At 62.2% G+C, this 20,259-nt stretch carries 18 protein-coding genes; 13 read left to right on the top strand and 5 right to left on the bottom strand.

Annotated features, from left to right (window positions below; all coding sequences use genetic code 11):
• Window positions 1–85 precede the first annotated feature (85 nt).
• The 4 genes from VGD45_RS32015 to VGD45_RS32000 all read left to right on the top strand — a co-directional run bounded on the left by VGD45_RS32015 (window position 86) and on the right by VGD45_RS32000 (window position 2,447).
• Window positions 86–322: a type II toxin-antitoxin system Phd/YefM family antitoxin gene (locus VGD45_RS32015; RefSeq protein ID WP_331159484.1), complete on the top strand. Its 237-nt coding sequence runs from the start codon at window positions 86–88 to the stop codon at window positions 320–322.
• Window positions 304–705: a type II toxin-antitoxin system VapC family toxin gene (locus tag VGD45_RS32010; RefSeq protein ID WP_331159483.1), complete on the top strand. Its 402-nt coding sequence runs from the start codon at window positions 304–306 to the stop codon at window positions 703–705. Before VGD45_RS32015 ends, VGD45_RS32010 begins: the two co-directional genes overlap by 19 nt.
• Before the next feature lie 259 nt (window positions 706–964).
• A complete protein-coding gene (locus tag VGD45_RS32005; protein WP_331159482.1) occupies window positions 965–1,654 on the top strand; it encodes an HAD-IA family hydrolase in 690 nt (229 codons plus the stop codon).
• A gap of 79 nt (window positions 1,655–1,733) precedes the next feature.
• On the top strand, window positions 1,734–2,447 hold the full coding sequence (locus VGD45_RS32000) for a glutathione binding-like protein (protein ID WP_331159481.1): 714 nt from the start codon (window positions 1,734–1,736) through the stop codon (window positions 2,445–2,447).
• 110 nt (window positions 2,448–2,557) lie between these two features.
• On the opposite strand, the gene VGD45_RS31995 is transcribed toward VGD45_RS32000, so the two are convergent.
• The 4 genes from VGD45_RS31995 to VGD45_RS31980 all read right to left on the bottom strand — a co-directional run bounded on the left by VGD45_RS31995 (window position 2,558) and on the right by VGD45_RS31980 (window position 9,651).
• Window positions 2,558–3,688: a zinc-binding dehydrogenase gene (locus VGD45_RS31995; RefSeq protein ID WP_331159480.1), complete on the bottom strand. Its 1,131-nt coding sequence runs from the start codon at window positions 3,686–3,688 to the stop codon at window positions 2,558–2,560.
• A 191-nt stretch (window positions 3,689–3,879) separates the two neighbouring features.
• The gene (locus tag VGD45_RS31990; protein WP_331159479.1) at window positions 3,880–5,304 is read right to left on the bottom strand and encodes an efflux transporter outer membrane subunit; all 1,425 of its coding nucleotides are present in this window, start codon (window positions 5,302–5,304) and stop codon (window positions 3,880–3,882) included.
• Entirely contained in the window at window positions 5,297–8,461 is a 3,165-nt protein-coding gene (locus VGD45_RS31985) for an efflux RND transporter permease subunit (RefSeq protein WP_331159478.1), read from the bottom strand. The genes VGD45_RS31990 and VGD45_RS31985 overlap by 8 nt, the downstream gene beginning before the upstream one ends.
• Before the next feature lie 2 nt (window positions 8,462–8,463).
• Window positions 8,464–9,651, bottom strand: a complete 1,188-nt coding sequence (locus VGD45_RS31980; RefSeq protein WP_331159477.1) for an efflux RND transporter periplasmic adaptor subunit — start codon at window positions 9,649–9,651, stop codon at window positions 8,464–8,466.
• A 140-nt stretch (window positions 9,652–9,791) separates the two neighbouring features.
• On the opposite strand from VGD45_RS31980, the gene VGD45_RS31975 reads away from it, so the two are divergent.
• From VGD45_RS31975 to VGD45_RS31960, 4 genes are all read left to right on the top strand, one after another.
• Entirely contained in the window at window positions 9,792–10,415 is a 624-nt protein-coding gene (locus tag VGD45_RS31975; protein ID WP_331159476.1) for a TetR/AcrR family transcriptional regulator, read from the top strand.
• A gap of 68 nt (window positions 10,416–10,483) precedes the next feature.
• Window positions 10,484–11,101, top strand: a complete 618-nt coding sequence (locus VGD45_RS31970) for a carbonic anhydrase (RefSeq protein ID WP_331159475.1) — start codon at window positions 10,484–10,486, stop codon at window positions 11,099–11,101.
• Window positions 11,091–11,546: a tRNA adenosine(34) deaminase TadA gene (gene tadA / locus VGD45_RS31965; protein WP_331159474.1), complete on the top strand. Its 456-nt coding sequence runs from the start codon at window positions 11,091–11,093 to the stop codon at window positions 11,544–11,546. The genes VGD45_RS31970 and tadA overlap by 11 nt, the downstream gene beginning before the upstream one ends.
• Before the next feature lie 90 nt (window positions 11,547–11,636).
• Window positions 11,637–13,736: a TonB-dependent siderophore receptor gene (locus VGD45_RS31960; RefSeq protein WP_331159473.1), complete on the top strand. Its 2,100-nt coding sequence runs from the start codon at window positions 11,637–11,639 to the stop codon at window positions 13,734–13,736.
• A 139-nt stretch (window positions 13,737–13,875) separates the two neighbouring features.
• On the opposite strand, the gene VGD45_RS31955 is transcribed toward VGD45_RS31960, so the two are convergent.
• Window positions 13,876–15,081, bottom strand: a complete 1,206-nt coding sequence (locus tag VGD45_RS31955; RefSeq protein WP_331159472.1) for a LysR family transcriptional regulator — start codon at window positions 15,079–15,081, stop codon at window positions 13,876–13,878.
• Between the two features lie 181 nt (window positions 15,082–15,262).
• Between VGD45_RS31955 and mhpT the strand changes: the two genes are divergently transcribed.
• The 5 genes from mhpT (at window position 15,263) to VGD45_RS31930 (ending at window position 20,255) form a co-directional block, all read left to right on the top strand.
• Window positions 15,263–16,471, top strand: a complete 1,209-nt coding sequence (mhpT, locus tag VGD45_RS31950; protein ID WP_331159471.1) for a 3-(3-hydroxy-phenyl)propionate transporter MhpT — start codon at window positions 15,263–15,265, stop codon at window positions 16,469–16,471.
• A 94-nt stretch (window positions 16,472–16,565) separates the two neighbouring features.
• Entirely contained in the window at window positions 16,566–17,249 is a 684-nt protein-coding gene (locus tag VGD45_RS31945) for a 4-carboxy-4-hydroxy-2-oxoadipate aldolase/oxaloacetate decarboxylase (protein WP_331159470.1), read from the top strand.
• 5 nt (window positions 17,250–17,254) lie between these two features.
• Window positions 17,255–18,346, top strand: coding sequence for a 4-oxalomesaconate tautomerase (locus tag VGD45_RS31940; RefSeq protein ID WP_331159469.1), 1,092 nt, complete (start codon window positions 17,255–17,257; stop codon window positions 18,344–18,346).
• On the top strand, window positions 18,343–19,236 hold the full coding sequence (locus VGD45_RS31935; RefSeq protein ID WP_331159468.1) for an NAD(P)-dependent oxidoreductase: 894 nt from the start codon (window positions 18,343–18,345) through the stop codon (window positions 19,234–19,236). The genes VGD45_RS31940 and VGD45_RS31935 overlap by 4 nt, the downstream gene beginning before the upstream one ends.
• Complete coding sequence (locus VGD45_RS31930; protein WP_349263405.1) at window positions 19,233–20,255, top strand: amidohydrolase family protein; 1,023 nt, start codon at window positions 19,233–19,235, stop codon at window positions 20,253–20,255. Before VGD45_RS31935 ends, VGD45_RS31930 begins: the two co-directional genes overlap by 4 nt.
• Window positions 20,256–20,259: the final 4 nt, after the last annotated feature.

Below are 20,259 nucleotides of genomic sequence, written 5' to 3'. Positions count from 1 at the left end.
CCGTCGAGTTGCGCGCCCAGTATGGGATGGTTCAGAATAGTTGTCCACAATTTATGGGCCATATTTTGGCCCCACTCGAGGTGCCATGAAAGCGCCAAAGTCGGTTCCCGCAACTCAATTCAAGGCGCACTGCCTGACATTGCTAGAAGAGGTGCGCGCGACTCGCCAGCCGCTGCTGATCACACGGCATGGCAGGCCCGTCGTGGAGATTTGTCCCTACGCGCCCAAGGACTCCGCGCAGACGAATCCATTGAAGGGCAGCGTCATTTACCAGGGTGATCTGACCTCGCCGATCGACGAGAAGTGGGACAGCGCGCCGTGATTGTTTTGGATACCCACGCGTGGATCTGGTACGCGACGGAGGATCCGCAACTCTCCAGACGAGCCAGGGGGAGGATTCAGCGCGCACCCGCGATCGGTGTACATCCGGTTTCGTGCTGGGAAGTCGCGATGCTGGCGCAGAACGGACGACTCAAGCTGAGCATCGATATTACAAAGTGGGTTGGCCATGCGCTGGAGCGGCCGAAAATTGAGCTCCTGCCGTTCACACCGGCGGCCGCAATTCGAGCAGCAGGACTCGGCGGAGCATTTCCTGGGGACCCGGCTGACCGGTTCATCGTCGGAGCGGCGCTCGAAATGAAGGTGCCCGTCATTACGAGAGATGAGCGCATTACTCGCTGGGGACACGTCGAAACGATCTGGTGACGTCCTCTTCATTCTGCCGTTCGCGCTTCAACGGGGCCTGCAGTGATAACGCCGCGGATGCTGAGCATGCCCTGCAGATGTCGCCGGAGGGGGGCTTCAATGAGGGCCGCAGAGTGATGGCAGCGGACACCGAGTCACCAACTGTATCGGCATTATCACCGAGGCGGCTTCAATGAGGCTTGCCCGCGCGCGGGCAAGAATCGGCAGTAACTCTACGCGGCGTGTTATTTTACGCCGCGATTGAGGAGAGCTGCACTGGATGACTGATTTGGATGCTTTGTTCGACGGCCGCTCGTTCGCGGCCATTTTGTTCGATATGGATGGCACTTTACTGAGTTCCATCGAGGCGGCCGAGCGAGTCTGGACTCGCTGGGCGGCGCAGTTTGGCATCGATGCCAGAACCTTCCTGCCCGACATTCACGGGCGACGGGCTGTCGACTCCGTGCGACGCTTGAATATCCCGGGCGTCGACGCGGAAGCCGAGGCGGCAGCGATTACGGCGGCCGAGATCGAGGATGTGGAGGGTGTACGTGCCATTGCCGGCGCGCGTGAGTTTGTAGCGATGCTGCCGAAGGAGCGGTGGGCCATCGTTACGTCAGCGCCGCGAGCGTTGGCGGTTCGCCGATTGGAAGCGGCGGGCTTCACGCCACCGTCGGTCTTCATCACCGCCGAAGATATTCCGCGCGGCAAGCCCGATCCGGCGTGCTATCAACTCGCCGCTCGCAACCTGGGGTTCACCGCCGATGATTGTCTCGTGTTCGAAGACGCGCCGGCGGGCATCAGAGCAGGCGAGGCGGCGGGAGCGCCGGTTGTAGTCATCACGGCGACTCACCAGCATCCACTCGAGACTCGACACCTGATGCGTGCGGATTTCAAGAGCTTGCAATCCACCGTTCAAGCCGACGGGCGTTTGCAGATCGTGCATAACGCAGCTTTCAAGAAACTCTGACATGACACTTATTCCGACGCCGGGCAGTCGCCCGGCGCCCGGATGATGCGAGAATGCCGGCTCCAGCAAGGAGTCCGTCATGGCAGATTTTTCAGCTTTCCCGATCACCAAGAAGTGGGCGCCCCGACACCCGGACCGCCTGCAGCTGTATTCGCTGGACACGCCCAACGGCGTCAAGGTGTCCATCGCGCTGGAAGAGATCGGGCTGCCCTACGAAGTGCATCGGGTGAGCTTCGACACCAACGACCAGCTGTCGCCGGAATTCCTGTCGCTGAACCCGAACAACAAGATTCCCGCCATCATCGATCCGAACGGGCCGGGCGGGAAGCCGCTGCCCTTGTTCGAGTCCGGCGCCATCCTGATTTATCTGGCGGAAAAGACCGGCCAGTTGCTGCCGCAGGATCCGATCCTGCGTTACCAGACCATCCAGTGGGTGATGTTTCAAATGGGCGGCATCGGGCCCATGTTCGGCCAGGTCGGATTCTTCCACAAATTCGCCGGCAAGGAGATCGAGGACAAGCGGCCGCGCGATCGCTACGTGAACGAGTCCAAGCGTCTGCTCGGCGTGCTCGACAAACATCTCGAGAACAAGACCTGGATGATGGGCGATCAGTTCACCATCGCCGACATCGCGATCTTCCCCTGGGTGCGTAACCTCGTGGGCTTCTATGAAGCCGCCGAGCTGGTGGGCTTCAAGAATTTCCCGAACGTGCAGCGCGTATTGAACGCGTTTCTGAAGCGGCCGGCGGTCGAAACCGGATTGACGATTCCCCCGCGGCCGCAGAAGAACTGAGCGCGCGTCAAACGCGGCCAGAAGACCCACCCCCTGACCCCCTCCCGTGGACGGGAGGGGGAACTTAGTTTTTATATTTTTTTAAGCGGAATTAGAGATGCTGTTCGCCATCACCGCTTGTTGGGATTGATCAGGTACTTCTCGCCGGTCGCCCGCCGGTTGTAGGCCTTGATCACATCCAGCTGCAGAGCTTCTTCCAGGGAAATCTCGGCAGTGTAGTGGCTCGCAAAGGTCGTCTTCAGCTCGCTCGCGACGCGCTCGCGCAACTTCTGCGTCGCTTGCGGGCCGATCTTTTCAAGGAACCAGGTCAGCAGCCAGCCGCCGACGCCCCACGCCATGCCCACCTCGCTGCGATCGATTTCGATCGGGCGAGTGTCGAGCACGCCATAGGTGTAGACCTGCTTGTGGATCGGCGAGCCGTAACGGCTGTAGCTGGTGCTCTTGCGAAGGATGGCAGCCTCCATGCAGATCAGGATCTGATTCGCGAGCTTGCCGCCGCCCACTGCATCGAAGGCCAGCGTCGCGCCGGTCTGCGCGATTGCATCAGTCAGCTCCTTCATGAAGTCGGGGGAAGTGCTGTCGCAGATATACTTTGCGCCGATGGCTCGTAACGTCGCCGCTTGTTCCGAGCTGCGCACGACGTTCACGAGCGCGATGCCGTCTTTCATACAAATCTTGTTGAGCATCTGGCCGAGGTTCGACGCAGCGGCGGTGTGCACCAACGCGGTGTGATTTTCACGGCGCATGGTTTCGACCATGCCGAGCGCGGTGAGCGGATTGACGAAGCAGGACGCTCCTTCAGCGGGTGTCGTTCCCTCCGGCAGCACCAGACACATGGCGGCCTTGGCAACTCTGTACTGCGCATACATGCCGCCGCCCAGCGCGGCGACCGTTTTGCCCAGCAGTTTCTGCGCATCGGCGCCCGCCTTGACGACGACGCCTGCGCCTTCGTTGCCGACCATCATCGACTGATCGATTCGTTGCGCCACGCTGTTCATGGACTGCGGCGGAATCGTCGCTGTGATGGTTGGGCTTTCGGGCGTGCCACCGGCGCGTGCCGTCGACAGATCCGCCGGACCGAGCAGCAGCCCAAGGTCCGATGGATTGATGGGCGAGGCGAGCACGCGAATGAGTACTTCATCCGCGGCGAGTTCGGGAATCTTCGCCTGTCGCAGCGACAGCTGCAGCTCGCCGCCGGCAGTGATCAAGGATCGCAGCTGCAAATTGGTGGTCTCGCTCATGGCCGTGCTCGTGAAGGTCGATTCAGGGCATTGCAGGTTACACCACGCGCTCAGGCCGATGCACTCGGAGCCAAGACGGCGCGATTTGTACCGACAGGCGGGCCCGCGGCGCGGTCAAGAAGAGCGCCAAGAAAACGGCTAAGAAGAAGACTGCCAAGAAAAGTGAGGGCTCCGGCAGTCCTCAAGTACGCTTACTCCCCGTCAGCCAGTCCGCCGCCGAGCACGCGATATAACGTGACGACGTTGTCGCTCGCGGTGAGGCGGGTGGACACCAGCGACTTCTCGGCGTTGTAGAGCGTGCGCTGAGCGTCGAGCGCTTCGAGGAACGTGTCTACACCTTTTGTATAACGAGCCTCGGCCAGCTGATAACTATCGGCAGCCGCGTCAACCAACGCGCGTTGGGCATCCAACTGTTCCTGGATGGTGCCGCGGACGGCGAGGGCGTCGGCGACTTCTTTGAAGGCGGTTTGGATGGCCAGCTCGTATTGAGAGACGAACAAATCGCGTTGCGCCTTCGCGTAAGACAGGTTCGCGATATTGGCGCCACCGTTGAAGATGGGCAGCGTCAGGCTCGGTCCCACGGACCAGGTCGATGCGCCGTCACTGAACAGATCGGACAGCTCCGTGCTGGCGAGCCCGGTGCTCGCAGTCAGCGACAACGATGGAAAGAAAGCGGCACGGGCCGCGCCAATGTTTGCATTGGCCGACTTCAACTGATGCTCGGCCTGCAACACATCAGGACGTGACAAGAGCACAGAAGAGGACAAGCCCGCCGGCACGTCGGCGAGCCACTGATGATTGTCGGGCAACTCCGTCGGCAGCAGCTCATCGGGCAGCCGACTCCCCGTCAGCAACTCCAGGGCGTTCCGATCCTGCGCGATCAACGCCGTCGTGCTCGCAAGGTCCGCGCGAGCCTGCTGATAGATCGTCTCAGCCTGCCGCACATCCAGCCGCGAGGACACACCGGCTTCAAGTCGTTTGCGCGTCACTTCCATCGACCGCTGGGCACTCTCAACCGTACGGCGAGACAACTCCAGCTGGCTGTTATCGGCTGCCAACGTGAGATACGCACTGGCCGTCTCGGCAATCAAACTGATGCGCGTAGCCCGGGCCGCCTCTTCGGTGGCGAGATACGATTCCAGCGCCGCCTTGGACAAGCTGCGCACGCGACCGAACAAGTCGATCTCGAACGCGCTCAAGCCAACGCTGGCTGTATAAAACTCGTTCTCAATCGGTGTGCCCGCGCCAGTAAACGTGTTGACGCTCTTGGACCGCGTCGCGCTCACATCGCCATCGATCCGCGGAAACAAATCAGCCCGCTGAATCCGATACTGCGCCCGCGCGGACTGAATGTTCGCCAGCGCGCTACGCAGATCCCGGTTATTGGCGAGCGCCTGCTCGATGACCTTCTGCAACTTCTGATCGACGATGAACTCACGCCACGGCAGATCGGCAGCTGTCTTCTCGCTCGCCGCCGCTGGCTCGTAAGCCGCGCCGCTCGGCCACGTGTCCGCAACCGGAGAGGCAGGCCGCTCGTAACGTGGCGCCAGCGTGCAGCCGGCCAACACCACCGACACCGCGGCAGCCAAAGTCAACGTGACAGCTTGCTTACGCATGTTGAGCTCCTTCGCCGTGGACGCGCACGCCGGCGTCCTGCGTCTCACCCTCGACAACGGAGCGATCTTTGAACAACTTGCGCACCAGAACGAAGAACAAAGGAACCAGGAAGATGGCGAGCACAGTCGCGGTCAGCGTGCCGCCGACCACGCCAGTGCCGATGGAAATACGGCTGTTCGCGCCCGCGCCAGTGGACACAGCCAGCGGCATCACGCCCGCGACGAAGGCCAGCGAGGTCATGATGATGGGCCGCAGACGCAGCCGGGCAGCTTCGATGGCAGCATCGACCAGGTTCGCGCCACGCATGTAAGCCGCTTCCGCGAACTCGACGATAAGAATGGCGTTCTTGGCCGACAGACCGATGGTGGTGAGCAGCGCCACCTGGAAGTAAACATCGTTCTCCAGCCCACGCAGCGTCGCACCGAGCACCGCGCCGACGACACCGAGCGGGATCACGAGCATGACCGACAACGGCACCGACCAGCTTTCATACAAGGCCGCGAGACACAGGAACACGACCAGAATCGAAATGCTGTAGAGCAGAGCCTTCTGACCGCCGGCGAGGCGTTCCTGATACGACAGGCCGCTCCAATCGAAGCCTGCGCCCGGCGGCAGTTTGCCCACCAGCTCTTCCATCTTGTCCATGGCGGTGCCCGAGCTCTCGCCGGGCGCCGCCGACCCCTGGATGGAATAAGAAGCAAGACCGTTGTAACGGCTCAGGTTCTCGGGACCGTAAGTCCAGTTCGTGGTCGCGAAGGCGGAGAAGGGCGTCATCGTGCCGCTCTCGCTGCGCACGTACCACTGTGCCAGATCCTCGGGTGAGGATCGGAACGGCGCATCAGACTGCATATACACGCGCTTCACGCGTGCACGATCGATGAAGTCGTTCACATAGATGCCGGCCCACGCTGCGCTGAGCGACGTATTGATGTCGGCCAACGACAATCCCAACGAGCTAGCCTTGGCCTGATCGATTTCCACATGGAGCTGCGGCGTATCCGGCAGGGCGCCGAGGCGCACGGCGGACAGCGTGGCATCGGCACGCGCGTTGTTGAGCAACTGATCGCGCATCTGCCTCAGCGTTTCACGAGTAGTGCCCGCGCTGGCCTGCAGCTGGAATTCGAAGCCGCCGGACTGACCCAGACCGGCAATGGACGGCGGATTGAGCGAAAACACCTGCGCATCGCGAATCGTCGAAAACGCCATGGTGGCGCGCCGCGCGATGGTGTCGGCGCGATTCTCCACGCCCTTGCGTTCTTTCCAGTCCTTCAGGTTCACGAACGCCATGCCCGCGTTCTGACCGCTGCCGCTGAAGTTGAAGCCGGAGATCGTGAACATCATCTTCACGTTAGCCTTTTCCTTCTCGAGAAAATGTTTCTCGATGGTCTTGGCTACTTCCAGTGTGCGCGTCACCGACGCGCCGGGCGGCAGCGTGAACTGCACCATCACCTGGCCTTGATCCTCGGTGGGCAAGAAGCCGGTCGGCAGGCGCAGCAACAGCAGGGCCATCACAGCCGTGATCGCGCCGAAGACCAACATGCCTTGCAGTGGGCGCTTCAGCACCTTGACGACGCCGTGCTCATATCGATTCACCGCCCGATCGAACGTGCGGTTGAACCAGCCGAAGAAGCCGCGATGCTCGGGTGCGCCATGCACGTGCTTGAGCAGCTGCGCGCACAGGGCAGGGGTGAGCACCAGCGCCACGACCACCGACAGGATCATCGACGACACGATGGTGATCGAGAACTGTCGATAGATGACGCCCGTCGAGCCGCTGAAGAACGCCATCGGCAGGAACACGGCCGAGAGCACGGTGGCGATGCCGATCAGCGCCGGCGTGATCTCGCCCATGGACTTCAACGTCGCATCGCGCGGCCCAAGCCCGTCCTCACGCATGATGCGCTCGACGTTTTCCACCACGACGATGGCATCGTCCACCAGCAAGCCGATGGACAGAACCATCGCGAACATGGTGAGCGTATTGATGGAATAACCGAACACCTGCAGCACACCGAACGTGCCGAGCAGCACGACCGGCACCGCGATGGCCGGGATCAACGTGGCCCGCCAGTTCTGCAGGAACACGAACATCACGATGACCACCAGCACGATGGCCTCGATCAGCGTCTTCACCACTTCTTCGATGGAGATCTTGATGAACGCGGTGCTGTCGCGCGGATAACCGACCTCGTAGCCCTCGGGAAGCGCGGACTTCAACTCTTCGACGACTTTGCGCACGCCTTCGGCCGTGGTGAGCGCGTTCGCGCCGGGCGCGAGCTTCACGGCCAAGCCGGATGCGGGGTGGCCGTTGGAACGCGGCACGGAGTCGTAGTTTTCGCTGCCGAGCTCGACGCGAGCGACGTCGCCGAGTCGAACCGTCGCGCCACTGGGATCGTGCTTCACGATGATGGCGCGGAACTGATCCGGCGTTTGCAACTTCGATTGCGCCGTCACGGTGGCGTTGAGCTGCTGGCCGGGCAGTGACGGCAGCCCGCCGATCTTGCCGGCCGACACCTGCGTGTTCTGCGATTCGATCGCCGCACGCACGTCGCTCGGCATCAAGTTATAAGAAAGCAGCTTGGCAGGATCGAGCCAGATGCGCATCGCATATTGCGAGCCGAACACCTGCACGCCGCCGACGCCATGCACGCGCGCGATCGGGTCCTGCAGGTTGCTGACCAGGAAGTCGGCCAGATCGCTCGCGGTGGCGCGATCGGTCGTGTCGGCAACGGCCACGATCATCAGGAAGTCGTTTTGTGACTTAACGACCGTCACACCCTGTTGCTGCACGGAGGAGGGCAGACGCGGCAGCGCCTGCTGCACTTTGTTCTGCACCTGGACCTGCGCCGTGTCCGGATTGGTGCCTTGCTCGAAGGTCACTTGGATGGACGACTGACCGTTCGAGCTGCTGGACGAGGAGAAGTAAAGCAAGCCGTCGAGACCGGTGAGCTGCTGTTCGATGACCTGAGTCACGCTGTTCTCGACCGTTTCCGCCGACGCACCGGTGTAAGTGGCGCTGATGGCAACAGTCGGCGGCGCAACGTCCGGATACTGCGCGACGGGCAGCGATGTGATCGCCGCCGTGCCGGCCAACATGATGACGATGGCGATCACCCACGCGAAGATGGGGCGCCCGACGAAAAATCTAGCCAGCATGATCAGCCTCCCGAGGCAGCGGAGGCGGGTTCGGCAGCAGCGGCTTTGGTACCAGAACCTACGTCCACGGGATTCACGGTGTCGCCGACGCGGACCTTGTTCGTGCCTTCGACGATCAGTCGGTCGCCTTCGGCGAGGCCGTTGCTGATCAACCAGCGATCGCCGATGGCGCGCTCGGCCACCAGCGTGCGCTGTTCGACCTTGTTGTCGGCCGTGAGCACGAGCGCGGTCGCATTACCTTTCACATCGCGAGTGACGCCTTGTTGGGGCGCGAGGATGGCAGTGGTGCTCACCGCCTGATCGAGCACCGCGCGTACATACATCCCGGGCAACAACACGCCCTCGGGATTAGGGAACTCTGCGCGTAAGGTCACCGAGCCGGTGGACTCATCGACCGCCACTTCCGCGAATTTCATGGAGCCGGAGTGGCTGTACGTCGAGCCGTCTTCGAGTTTCAAATTCACCTTGGCGCGGCCGGACTTCATGCCGGTCTCGCCAATCAGCCGGCGCAGCTTCAACAGCTCGGCGCTCGACTGCGTCATGTCGACATAGATGGGATCGAGCGTGCGGATCGTGGACAGCGCCGTTTCCTGATTGGCGGTGACCAGCGCGCCTGGCGTCACCGACGACTTGCCGATGCGGCCTGAAATCGGCGCACGCACTTTTGTGTAATCCAGATTGATCTGCGCGCTCGCGAGCGTCGCTTGCATCTGCGCGACCTGAGCAACCGCCTGCGCATGCGCCATCTTCGCGTCGTCCGCTTCTTGCTGAGACACGCCTTCGATGGCGAGCAATTCGCTGTAGCGCTGATCTTTCAAGCGAGCGGCATCGACCGCGGCCTTCGCGTTCGCTAGCGCGGCTTTGGCCTCGGCGGCTGCCGCTTCATAGGGTGCCGGGTCGATTTCATAGAGCACCTGGCCGGCTTTGACCTGCGAGCCTTCTTCGAAGCGGCGCGATTTGATGATGCCCGACACCTGCGGTCTGACATCCGACACCAGATAAGGAGTCGTGCGACCGGCCAGCTCCGACTGCAGCACCAGTGGCTGCGGCTGCACGGTGATGAAGCCAACTTCGGTGGCGGGACGCTGCGGACCACCGGCCTGATCCTTACCGCAGCCGGCCAGAGCCATGCTCATGGCGGCGAGGAGAAGCGCGAATCGAGTCAGGGACTTGGGGGCAGAGCGCTGCATCGGGCGGGTCATCGGACTGGACAGGGAAAAAGCCATTGGACTAATCTGCGACCGAAACTGAGTGTGAACGTTCATTCTCACTCTAGTATGCCGAGGCCCGAGGCAAACGCCCAGGGGCAGATTGTGAAAACATTGTGAACATGTCTGTAGTTACGGAAAAGAAACGCCCCGTCAAAGAGTTGCGCGACCAGGTCCGCCGCGACCAGATCGTCTCGGCGGCGCGCGCCTGTGTGGTTCGTCACGGTTTCCACGCTGCCAGCATGGGTCAGATCGCGGCCGAAGCGCACATGAGCGTGGGGCAGATCTATCGCTACTTTCCCAGCAAGGAAGCCATTGTCCACGCCATCGTCGAGGACATCGTCGCCCGACGCCTGAAGTGGATGGTCGACACGGACCGGCAGATCGATTTCGCGGCTCGCTTTGCTCATCGCAGTCATGTGCATGCCTCCGAGGACGAGCGCAGCGAACGCGTCCTGCTGCTGGAAATCACCGCCGAGGCGACACGAAATCCCGCGGTGGCCGAAATCGCCCGAGCCGCCGACCGCCGCTTGCGCGATCAGGCCGTCGAGCTCGTTTGTAACAGTTATCCAGAGCTTTCCAAGGACGAGGCCGCCGCGCGGGTCGAGTTCGTCAGGGTGCTGTCGGAGGGTAGCGCGTTTCGCAGCGTTACCGAACAAATTGCGTCCCCGGCGCTGCTGGAAAGCATTTACCGCGATGTCCTGCAGCGCCTGTTTCCTCGCATGGACGAGCGTGGGCTGGGTTAGCCCGGTACAATCCGCGGTCACCATTCATCGAATCAGCCGGTGCACACCGGTCGGGAGGGCTTGAAGGAATGATCTCCGCTCAAGAAGCGCTGCAACGCCTGCGCGACGGCAATCGTCGTTTCGTGGCGAGCATTGGCAGCGGCGAAATGCACCTGCACCTCGCGCGGGGCGTGGAGCTGACTCAGGAACAACAGCCCATCGCCATCATTCTCGGTTGCTCGGATGCACGCGTGCCCGCGGAGATCGTGTTCGATCAGGGCCTGGGCGATTTGTTCGTGATTCGCGTGGCCGGCAACGTCGTCGCGCCGTCGCAGGTCGGCAGCGTCGAGTTCGCCGCTTCTCGATTCAACACACGACTGGTGGTGGTGCTGGGGCATTCACGTTGTGGCGCCGTCCTGGCCACGATCGAAGAATTGCAGCGGCCCGCGGAAAACCAGTCGATCAATCTGCGGTCCATCGTCGATCGCGTACGGCCCTCGGTGGAAGGGCTGCTGCGCACCGAGCTCAAGAACGATCTGCACACGCTGGTGGGTCACGCCGTGCGCTCCAACGTGCGCGCTTCGGTCGATCATCTGCGCCATGGCTCGGCGGTGCTCGAACAGTTGATCCGGCACGAAGGCTTGATGGTGGTCGGCGCAGAATATTCCCTGGAAACGGGTGTGGTCGAATTCTTCGATGGCGTCTGACGCGGATCTGGTTTTCATGGCGCGCGCCATCGAACTGGCGCGCGAGGCCGAACGTGCGGGCGAGGTGCCGGTCGGCGCGGTGATCGTCAAAGACGGGATCGTCGTCGGCGAGGGCTGGAACCGGCCCATCAGCACCAATGATCCCACGGCGCACGCCGAGATCATCGCGTTACGAAACGCCGCGCAGAATCTCTCGACCTATCGATTACTCGACACCACGCTCTATGTGACATTGGAGCCGTGCGCGATGTGCGCAGGCGCCATGGTTCATGCTCGGGTGAAACGTCTGGTGTACGCCGCGACCGATCCGCGCGCGGGCGCATCGGGATCTATTTTCAATATCACTCAGCATTCAGCGCTGAACCATCGCCTCGAATGTGAGGGCGGCGTGCTGGGCGAAAGCTGCGCGGAGATGCTCAGGGCGTTCTTCGTCGCGCGGCGCTGATTGCCTTTGCGGTAGTATAGGTTCACCAAGCCAGCCCGGTTCGCACCGAACCCAGCCAGCCTATCCGTTCAGGAATGCTGGGAGACAACAATGCGAATCGGAGTCAGGAAGGCGGTGGCGCTGGCCATCGCCACGGCCAGTGGCGTCAGCCACGCTCAAACCAACAAGGATCTGTCCGGACAGACGCTCGAGACGGTGCTGATCACCGCCAAGCGCGACGATCGTGTCAGCAAAGGCGCGACGGGTCTCGATATGGACATTGCCGAGACTCCGCAGTCCATCAGCGTCGTGACCCGCGAGCAGATGGAGAATTTTGGCGCCGACAACATCAACGACGCCTTGCGCCTCGCGACCGGCATCAACGTCGAGGAATGGGAAACGAACCGCACCAATTACATGGCGCGCGGTTTCGAGATCAAGAACACGCAGGTCGACGGCGTGGGTCTGCCGAATGACTGGGGCATCGTCACCGGCGCGATGGACTCCTTCGGTTACGAGAAAGTGGAAGTCATCCGCGGCGCGAACGGCTTGCTGACCGGCGTCGGCAATGCGTCGGGCACCATCAACTACGTTCGCAAGCGGCCCACCAACGTCGCCCAGGGCAGCATTGCGGCCAGTGCGGGCTCGTTCGAGCAGCGCCGCGTCGAGGCCGATTATTCGACACCGTTTACCGCCGATGGCAAGTGGGCCGGCCGCGTGGTGGTTGCCGGCGAAGATCAGGACTCATACGTGCGCGGCATGAGCAACGATCGCATGTTTGTTTACGGCGTCGTGGACGGTCAGCTCGGCGAGCGGTCCACGCTGACCCTCGGCGCCTCCTATCAGGATGCAAACACCGATGGAAACATGTGGGGCGCGCTCGTGCTCGCGTATACCGATGGCACGCAGGCCGAGTTCGGCCGCAGCGCTTCGACGTCGCTCGATTGGACGTTCTGGGACACCGAGAACACCACGGCGTTCGTCGAATATACGTTCAAGCTCGCCGACGCCTGGGATTTGAAGCTCACTTACAACTATCGCAAGTACGAAGACGACAGCAAGTTGTTCTTCGCGTACACCAACGACGGCATCGATCGTGACACCGGCCTTGGGCTGCTGGGTAATCCCGGCAGCTGGCCGACGCAGGACGAGGCGCACATGTTCGAGCTCGCCGTGAACGGCCGGTACGAGCTGTTCGGTCGCGAGCACGAAGCAATGCTCGCGCTCAACCATTCGAGCAGCGAGCATCTGCAAGAGTATCGGCCCACGGATCCGAACGATCCCGCTTGGGGCGAGCTGCCGCCGTTTCCTTATCCTGGCGACGCGTTCGACGAACCTGTCTGGGGACCGGCGGAGGAATACGGCGCCACGGATCAGACGCTCAAGCGCGCCTTCGGCGCCACGCGACTCAGCGTCACCGACAAGCTGCGCGCCATCGTCGGCTTCAACTTCGCCGAGTATGAGCGTGACGGTCATGAGAGCCAGGTGCTCTTCGATCAGCGCGAAAGCGAGCTCAGCCCGTACGCCGGTCTGACCTACCAGCTCATCGACAATCTCATGCTCTACGGCAGCTACTCGGATATCTATCAGCCGCAGGACCAGTATGACATCGACAATCGCTATCTCATCTCCTCCAAAGGCCTGAACTACGAAGTGGGCCTGAAGGGCGAATGGCTCGACCAGCGTTTGCTGACGACGGTGGCCCTGTTCAAAGCCGAGCAGGAGGACTTGGCCACGTTCGCCGGACAGCATCCCGACGGGCAGTACTACTACGAAGGCGTGGACGTCGATTCCAAGGGCATCGAACTGGAGGTCGCCGGTCGCATCGGCGAGCACGTCGATCTGGTGGTCGGCTACACCACGTTGCAGCTCGAAGACCAGCAGAATCGGGACGTGTACCAGTGGGTGCCGCGCCGAACCGCGAACATCGCATTGAGCGCGCGTCTGCCGAGCTTCACCGCTGTGTCGTTCGGCGTGAACGGCCGTTGGCAGAGCGACATCTCCAAGGTGGATGAGTACACCAACGTGCTCGTGCGACAGGACAGCTACGCGACGTTGAATGCGTTCGCACGTTGGGAAGTGACGCAGAATCTGCATCTGCGTGCCAACGTGCGCAACATCACGGACGAGAAATACATCACCAGCCTGTATCAGGTCGGCTATTACGCCGCGCCCCGCAATTACGAATTTGGCGTGGGTTATAAGTTTTGACCGCCAGGGATGGCGGAAATGTTGGCAATGCAGGAGCAATTGCCAGCGGACCGCCAGGGATGGCGGAAATGTTGGCAAAGCATGGAGCAATTGCCAGCGGAAGCTCACAGCGGGGCGGCATCGGGCCGCTCCGCTGACTTCATCCCAACTGTTGCGCGGTTTCGCGCACGATTGTCAGCAAGCGGGCCTGTGCTTGGGTGGGACGCCAGTCGTCCCGCACCGTCAGCCCGATGCTTCGTATGACCTTGCCGGCCGGGTGGGGCAGGCACACCAGCATGCCTGCTTGCAGCTCATAGTGAACCTGGTTGGTCGAAGACAGCATCATGTGATCGCCTTCCATCAGGAAGGCGCGCGCCGCTCCCAGCGAATTGCATTCGATGAAGCTGTGCGGCGGCTCGACGCCTAGATCGTTGAACAATGCGTCGAAGTGGGCGCGTAAGGGCGAGGTCGCTCGTGGCGCGATCCAGGGATAACTCGTGAGATCGCTGGCCGTGAGCCTGCGACGCCTGGCCAAAGGATGCTCGGCGCGAACCACGATCGACAACGGATCGTTGAACAGGTGCTCCTGTACGATGCCGGCGCTCACCCGCAGGTCGCGTAACGCGCCGATGAGAAAATCGGCCTGGCCGGATTGAAGCGCGGCCAGCAGATGTTCATACGTGCCTTCCATGATGGAGACGGCATGCTCGGCATGCTCGCGCGTGAACTGGATCAGCGCGCTGGGAATGAGAAAGCTGCGAGCCAGCGGCATCGCGCCGATCACGGTGCTGCCGGATTCGCGCCCGCGTAGTGCGTCGATGTCTGCTTGTGCTTGTGAGATTTCCACGAATGCACGATGCGCCCGGCGGGCGAGTTTCTCTGCCTCTCGCGTCGGCACGACGCCGTAACTGGTCTTCTCGAACAGCGTAGCGCCCAATGTTTGCTCCAACGTGCGCGCGGCCCGATGCATGGTCGGTTGGGAAACTCCGCTGGCACGCGCGGCGTGGGTGAAGTTGCGGAACTCGACCAGTTTGGTCAGGGATGCCAGCTGAGCGCCGCTGACGCGTCGGAATAACTGCTCGCGCTCGGCAGCGGTCAGTTCAGCTTTGGCCACCTCCTGCATTCCATCCCGCAGTTGGGCGAGGGCGCGTGCGATACGATCCGCACAGATCGCGCCGGCCGCCGTGGGTTGCATTCCTGAACTGGTTCTCGTGAACAACGACGCGCCGAAGTGGCGTTCGATGGCGGCGATGGCCTGGGTCACGGCCGATTGCGTCAGATGCATCTTCACTGCCGCCGCACTGATACTGCCGGTGGCGACGACTTCGTTGAAGGCCTGCAAATGGCGTAGATTGGGGAATGTCATGGCCGATTGGTGGCTGCGATTGCCAAGTCGACTATAGCAATCTCTAATACCACGGCGCGACTTTGAATAGGCCTCCGGCGCGCCGCTGCCACAGAATCCGGAAAGTGGGGTAGGCCGCCGAGCTCTGCAGCAGGAAACAAACGCGGCTCGCCGCCCGCGAGTCATCAGCTGGGGGATTGCAATGATTCAAGAGCGGACTGCGCTCGTACAGGCGCCCAACGTGGCCATCACGGTGGCGCTGTGCTTCCTCGTCGCCGTGGTGGAAGGCTTCGATATCCAGGCGATGGGCGTGGCCGCGCCCCGTCTTGCGCCTCAGTTCGGCTTCGATCCCGAGCAGATGGGATGGATTTTCGCCATCAGCAACATCGGCCTGGTCATCGGCGCGAGCCTCGGTGGTTGGCTCGCGGACCAGGTCGGCCGCAAGCCGGTGTTCATCGGCGCGGTAGTGTCGTTCGGCGTCTTCACCTTGCTCACATCGCTGGTCGGCAGCTTCGAGGCGTTGTTCGTGGTGCGCTTCTGCGCCGGCCTCGGCTTCGGCGCGGCGCTGCCCAACATGATGGCATTGGCGGCTGAGGTGAGCTCGCCGGAGAAGCGGGCGTCCACGGCGGCTGTAATGTTTTGCGGCATGCCGCTTGGTGGCGGCACGTCGGCGTTGCTGACGCAGTTGCTGCCGCCCGATTTCGACTGGCGGATTTTGTTCGAGATCGGCGGCATTCTGCCGTTGCTGCTCGCGCCGACCATCTACTTCTTGATGCAGGAAACGCTCGACAAGAGCGCGGCTGCTGGCCGGCCACGCGCGGATGTGATCGGGGCGTTGTTCGGCGATGGCCGCACGCCGGTGACATTGCTGTTATGGCTCGCGTTCCTGCCGACGCTGCTGATTCTTTATCTCATCTTGAATTGGTTGCCGACGCTCGTCGTGGCGAACGGTCTCGATCGCGCCGTCGCGCCACAGGCATCGCTCGCGTTCAACTTCGCGAGCGTCGCCGGCGCGCTGGTATTCGGCAAGATGGTCGATCGTCTGGACACCCGCTGGCCGATGACGTCGGCGTACGTCGGATTGATCGTGGCGCTCATCGCTCTGAGCAACGCGAGCGGACTGGGAATGACGCTGCTCTTGAGCGGCGCGGCGGGCTTTTTCCTGCTCGGCGCGAATTATGCGCTTTACGGTGTCGCGGCCACTTATTACCCGCAAAGCGTGCGAGGCACGGGCTCGGGCGCAAGCGTCGCCGTCGGCCGTGTCGGCTCCATCGTGGGACCGCTGCTGGCAGGCATTCTGCTCGGCTCGGGCACGAGCGCCAGTGGCGTCGTGCAGTACATGGTGCCAGTCGCCGCGTTGGCAGGCGCAGCGGTATTGGGCTTGAGCTTTTTCCGCCGGCCGTCCGAGTAACGGGCTGGATCTATAGCGTCGGCTAATAGCTCGGCGCGAAATTGAATTGGTCGGGCAGGGCAGGCTCGCGCCACACTCGAGACTGGAGGTTGGAATGTCAGTCGTAGTCAAAAACATTCAGCGGGCCGAGCGTCGCGTGATCGACGGACTGGCCGAGTCCGGGGTCGCCACCGTGCACGAGGCGCAAGGCCGCACGGGCCTGCTGGCGCCTTTCATGCGTCCGATTTACGCAGGCGCGCGCATCGCCGGGTCCGCCGTAACCGTGAGTATTCCGCCGGGCGACAACTGGATGATCCACGTCGCGGTCGAACAGTGCTCGGAAGGTGACATCCTGGTGGTCGCACCCACGTCGGCCTGCGATGCGGGATATTTCGGCGAATTGCTGGCGTGCTCGCTCATGGCTCGCGGCGTACGCGGCTTGATCATCGAAGCCGGCGTGCGTGACGTGAAAGACCTGACAGCCATCGGCTTTCCTGTCTGGTCGAAATACGTCTCCGCGCAGGGCACGGTCAAAGAAACATTGGGCAGCGTCAACGTGCCGGTCGTGTGCGCGGGCGCGGCCATCAAGCCGGGCGACGTGATCGTCGCCGACGATGACGGCGTTTGCGTCGTGCCACGCGAGAAGGCGGCGAGCGTGCTGGAAGCATCGACCGCGCGCGAGAAGAAGGAAGCAGGCGTGCGTGCACGGCTGAAAGCCGGCGAGCTCGGCCTGGATATCTATGGAATGCGCCAGCGCCTCGCGGAGAAAGGCCTGAAGTACGTCGATTCTCTGGAATGACGGCAATGTTGAAGTCCATTCCTTGTACGTTGATGCGCGGGGGCACCTCGAAGGGGTTGTACTTCCACGAGCGTGATCTTCCCGCCGAACGCGAGCTTCGCGATCGGGTGCTGCTGGCGGCGATGGGCTCACCGGATCCCAGGCAGATCGACGGCGTGGGTGGTGCGCATCCGCTGACGAGCAAGGTGGCAGTCATCCGCAAGTCGAGCGCGCCTCACGCGGACGTCGATTATCTGTTCCTGCAGGTCGTGGTCGACAAAGCTGAAGTCAGCGACAGCCAGAACTGCGGCAATATTCTGGCCGGCGTCGGGCCGTGGGCCATCGAGAATGGACTCGTGCCCATCGCGGGTGACGTGACGCCCGTACGCATTCATATGCTGAACACCGCGAGCATCGCGGTGGCTTACGTGTCTACACCAAATGGAGCCGTGGAGTACGAAGGCGACGCACGCATCGATGGTGTGCCCGGCACCGCGGCTGCGATTCCGTTGGAATTCCTCGATGTGGCGGGATCGAGCTGCGGCTCGTTGTTGCCCACGGGCTCGGCGGTCGATGAGATCGATGGCGTATCGGTGACCTGCATCGACAATGGTATGCCGGTGGTCGTGTTGCGGGCGGAAGACTTCGGCCTGTCCGGCGACGAGACGCCCGAGCAGCTGGAGAGCAATGCGGAGTTGAAAGCAAGAATCGAGGCGATCCGGCTCGCCGTCGGTCCCCGGATGAATCTGGGCGATGTGACCAAAAAGACCGTGCCGAAAATGACGCTCGTGTCGCCACCTTGCGAAGGAGGAGCGATCTCCACCCGCACGTTCATTCCGCATCGGGTGCATGAAGCGATCGGTGTGCTCGGCGCAGTCAGCGTCGCCACCGCTTGCGTGATCCCAGGGTCGGTTGCTGCCCAAGTGGCGAAGCTCGCCAGTGACAAGTCGGCGCAACGCATCGAGGTCGAGCATCCGACAGGATTTTTCACCGTCGATATCGAAGTCGCGGTCGAGGCGGGCAAGATCAACGTCCGTCGCTCCGCGTTGTTACGCACGGCGCGCAAGCTGATGAGCGGCCAAGTGTTCGTGCCTGGCCGGCTGTGGAGCGGCGCATGAGCACGATCCGAAGAATTTGCCTGCTGGGTTTTGGTGAAGTCGGGCAGACACTCGCGGCGGACTTCCAGTCGGCGGGTGTCACTGAGCTCGTTGCCTTCGACTTGTTGTTCAAAGATCCGGAGAGCGTCTGCGCGCGTGCGGCCCGAGCCGCTGACGTGCATGTCGCGAGCAGCGCCATTGAAGCCGCCTCGGGTGCCGATCTGATCATCAGTGCGGTCACAGCGGCGCAGGATCTCGTCGCCGCCCGCTCGGTTGTTGGCGCACTGAAGACGGACGCCTATTTTCTCGACGTGAACTCTGTGTCTCCCGGCGTCAAGGCGCAGGCGGCGGATCTGATCGATGGCAGCGACGGCCGCTATGTCGAAGCCGCCATCATGTCGCCGATTTCGCCGAAACGCGTCGGCTCGCCGATGCTGTTCGGCGGGAAGCACGCGGAGGCGTTTCTACCGTTGGCGCAAAAGCTGGGCTTCACAGGAGCGCAGTTCTTCTCCGAGCAGGTGGGCAAAGCGTCGGCGGCCAAGATGTGTCGCAGCGTCATGATCAAAGGCATGGAGTCGTTGTTGACCGAATCGCTGCTCGCCGCGCGCCACTATGGCGTGGAAGCTACGGTGATCGATTCGTTGCGAAACCTGTTCCCGGCCGCCGACTGGTCGACGCTCGCGCGCTACATGATCTCGCGCTCGCTCATCCATGGCCGTCGCCGGGCCGAGGAAATGCGGGAAGTGGCGCAGACCGTGACTGAGGCGGGCCTGCAACCTCACATGAGCGCCGCGTCCGCGCAGCGTCAGGATTGGGCAGCGGCGTTTCGTGACACGGCCTCGATCGAAGACTTGGAACCGATGCTGGACGCCGTGCTCGCACGCGTGAAGGCGGAGAAAACCTCATGCTGATTATCGATTGTCACGGTCATTACACGACCGCACCCGATGCCCATCAGAAGTTTCGCGATCAGCAACTGGCGAAACTGAAGGATCCGCTGGCGCCGACGCCGACTCCCGCTCGCATCAGCGACGATGAGATCCGTGAGACCATCGAGAAGAATCAGCTCAAGCTGCAGAAGCAGCGCGGGGCGGACATCACGATTTTCTCGCCGCGCGCTTCGGCGATGGCCCATCACGTGGGCGACGAAGAAGTGTCGCAGCAGTGGACGCGGGCGTGTAACGATCTGATCAAGCGCGTCGTGGATCTGTATCCGCAGAACTTCGTGGGCGTGTGTCAGCTGCCCCAGTCGCCGGGCGTGCCCATCTCGCACTCGGTACGCGAGCTGGAGCGGTGCGTGAAGGAGTTGGGATTCGTCGGCTGCAACTTGAATCCCGATCCATCGGGTGGTCATTGGACCGCGCCGCCGCTCACCGACAAGCACTGGTATCCGTTCTACGAAAAGATGGTCGAGCTCGACGTGCCGGCGATGATTCACGTCTCGGCGTCCTGCAATCCGAACTTTCATGCCACCGGCGCGCATTACATCAATGCCGACACCACGGCGTTCATGCAGTTCATCGAGGGCAACCTGTTCAAAGATTTCCCGACGCTGCGTTTCATCATTCCACACGGGGGCGGGGCAGTGCCATATCACTGGGGCCGGTATCGCGGCCTCGCCGACATGCTGAAGCGTCCGCCGCTCGCTCAGCACGTGATGAAGAACGTGTTCTTCGACACTTGCGTGTATCACCAGCCAGGCATCGACCTACTCGTGAAGGTCATCGATATCGACAACATCCTGTTCGGCTCGGAAATGGTCGGCGCGGTGCGCGGCATCGATCCCGAGACGGGGCAGTATTTCGATGACACCAAGCGTTACATCGATGCCTTGAGCATCCCGGATGCCGACAAGCGTCGCATTTTTGAAGGCAACGCCCGGCGCGTGTTCCCGCGGTTGGACGCGATCTTGAAAGCGCGGGGTCAATAAGCAC

The organism is Steroidobacter sp., assembly GCF_036402275.1.
Classification (GTDB): domain Bacteria; phylum Pseudomonadota; class Gammaproteobacteria; order Steroidobacterales; family Steroidobacteraceae; genus Steroidobacter.
This window is presented reverse-complemented; position numbering and strand designations above follow the sequence as displayed.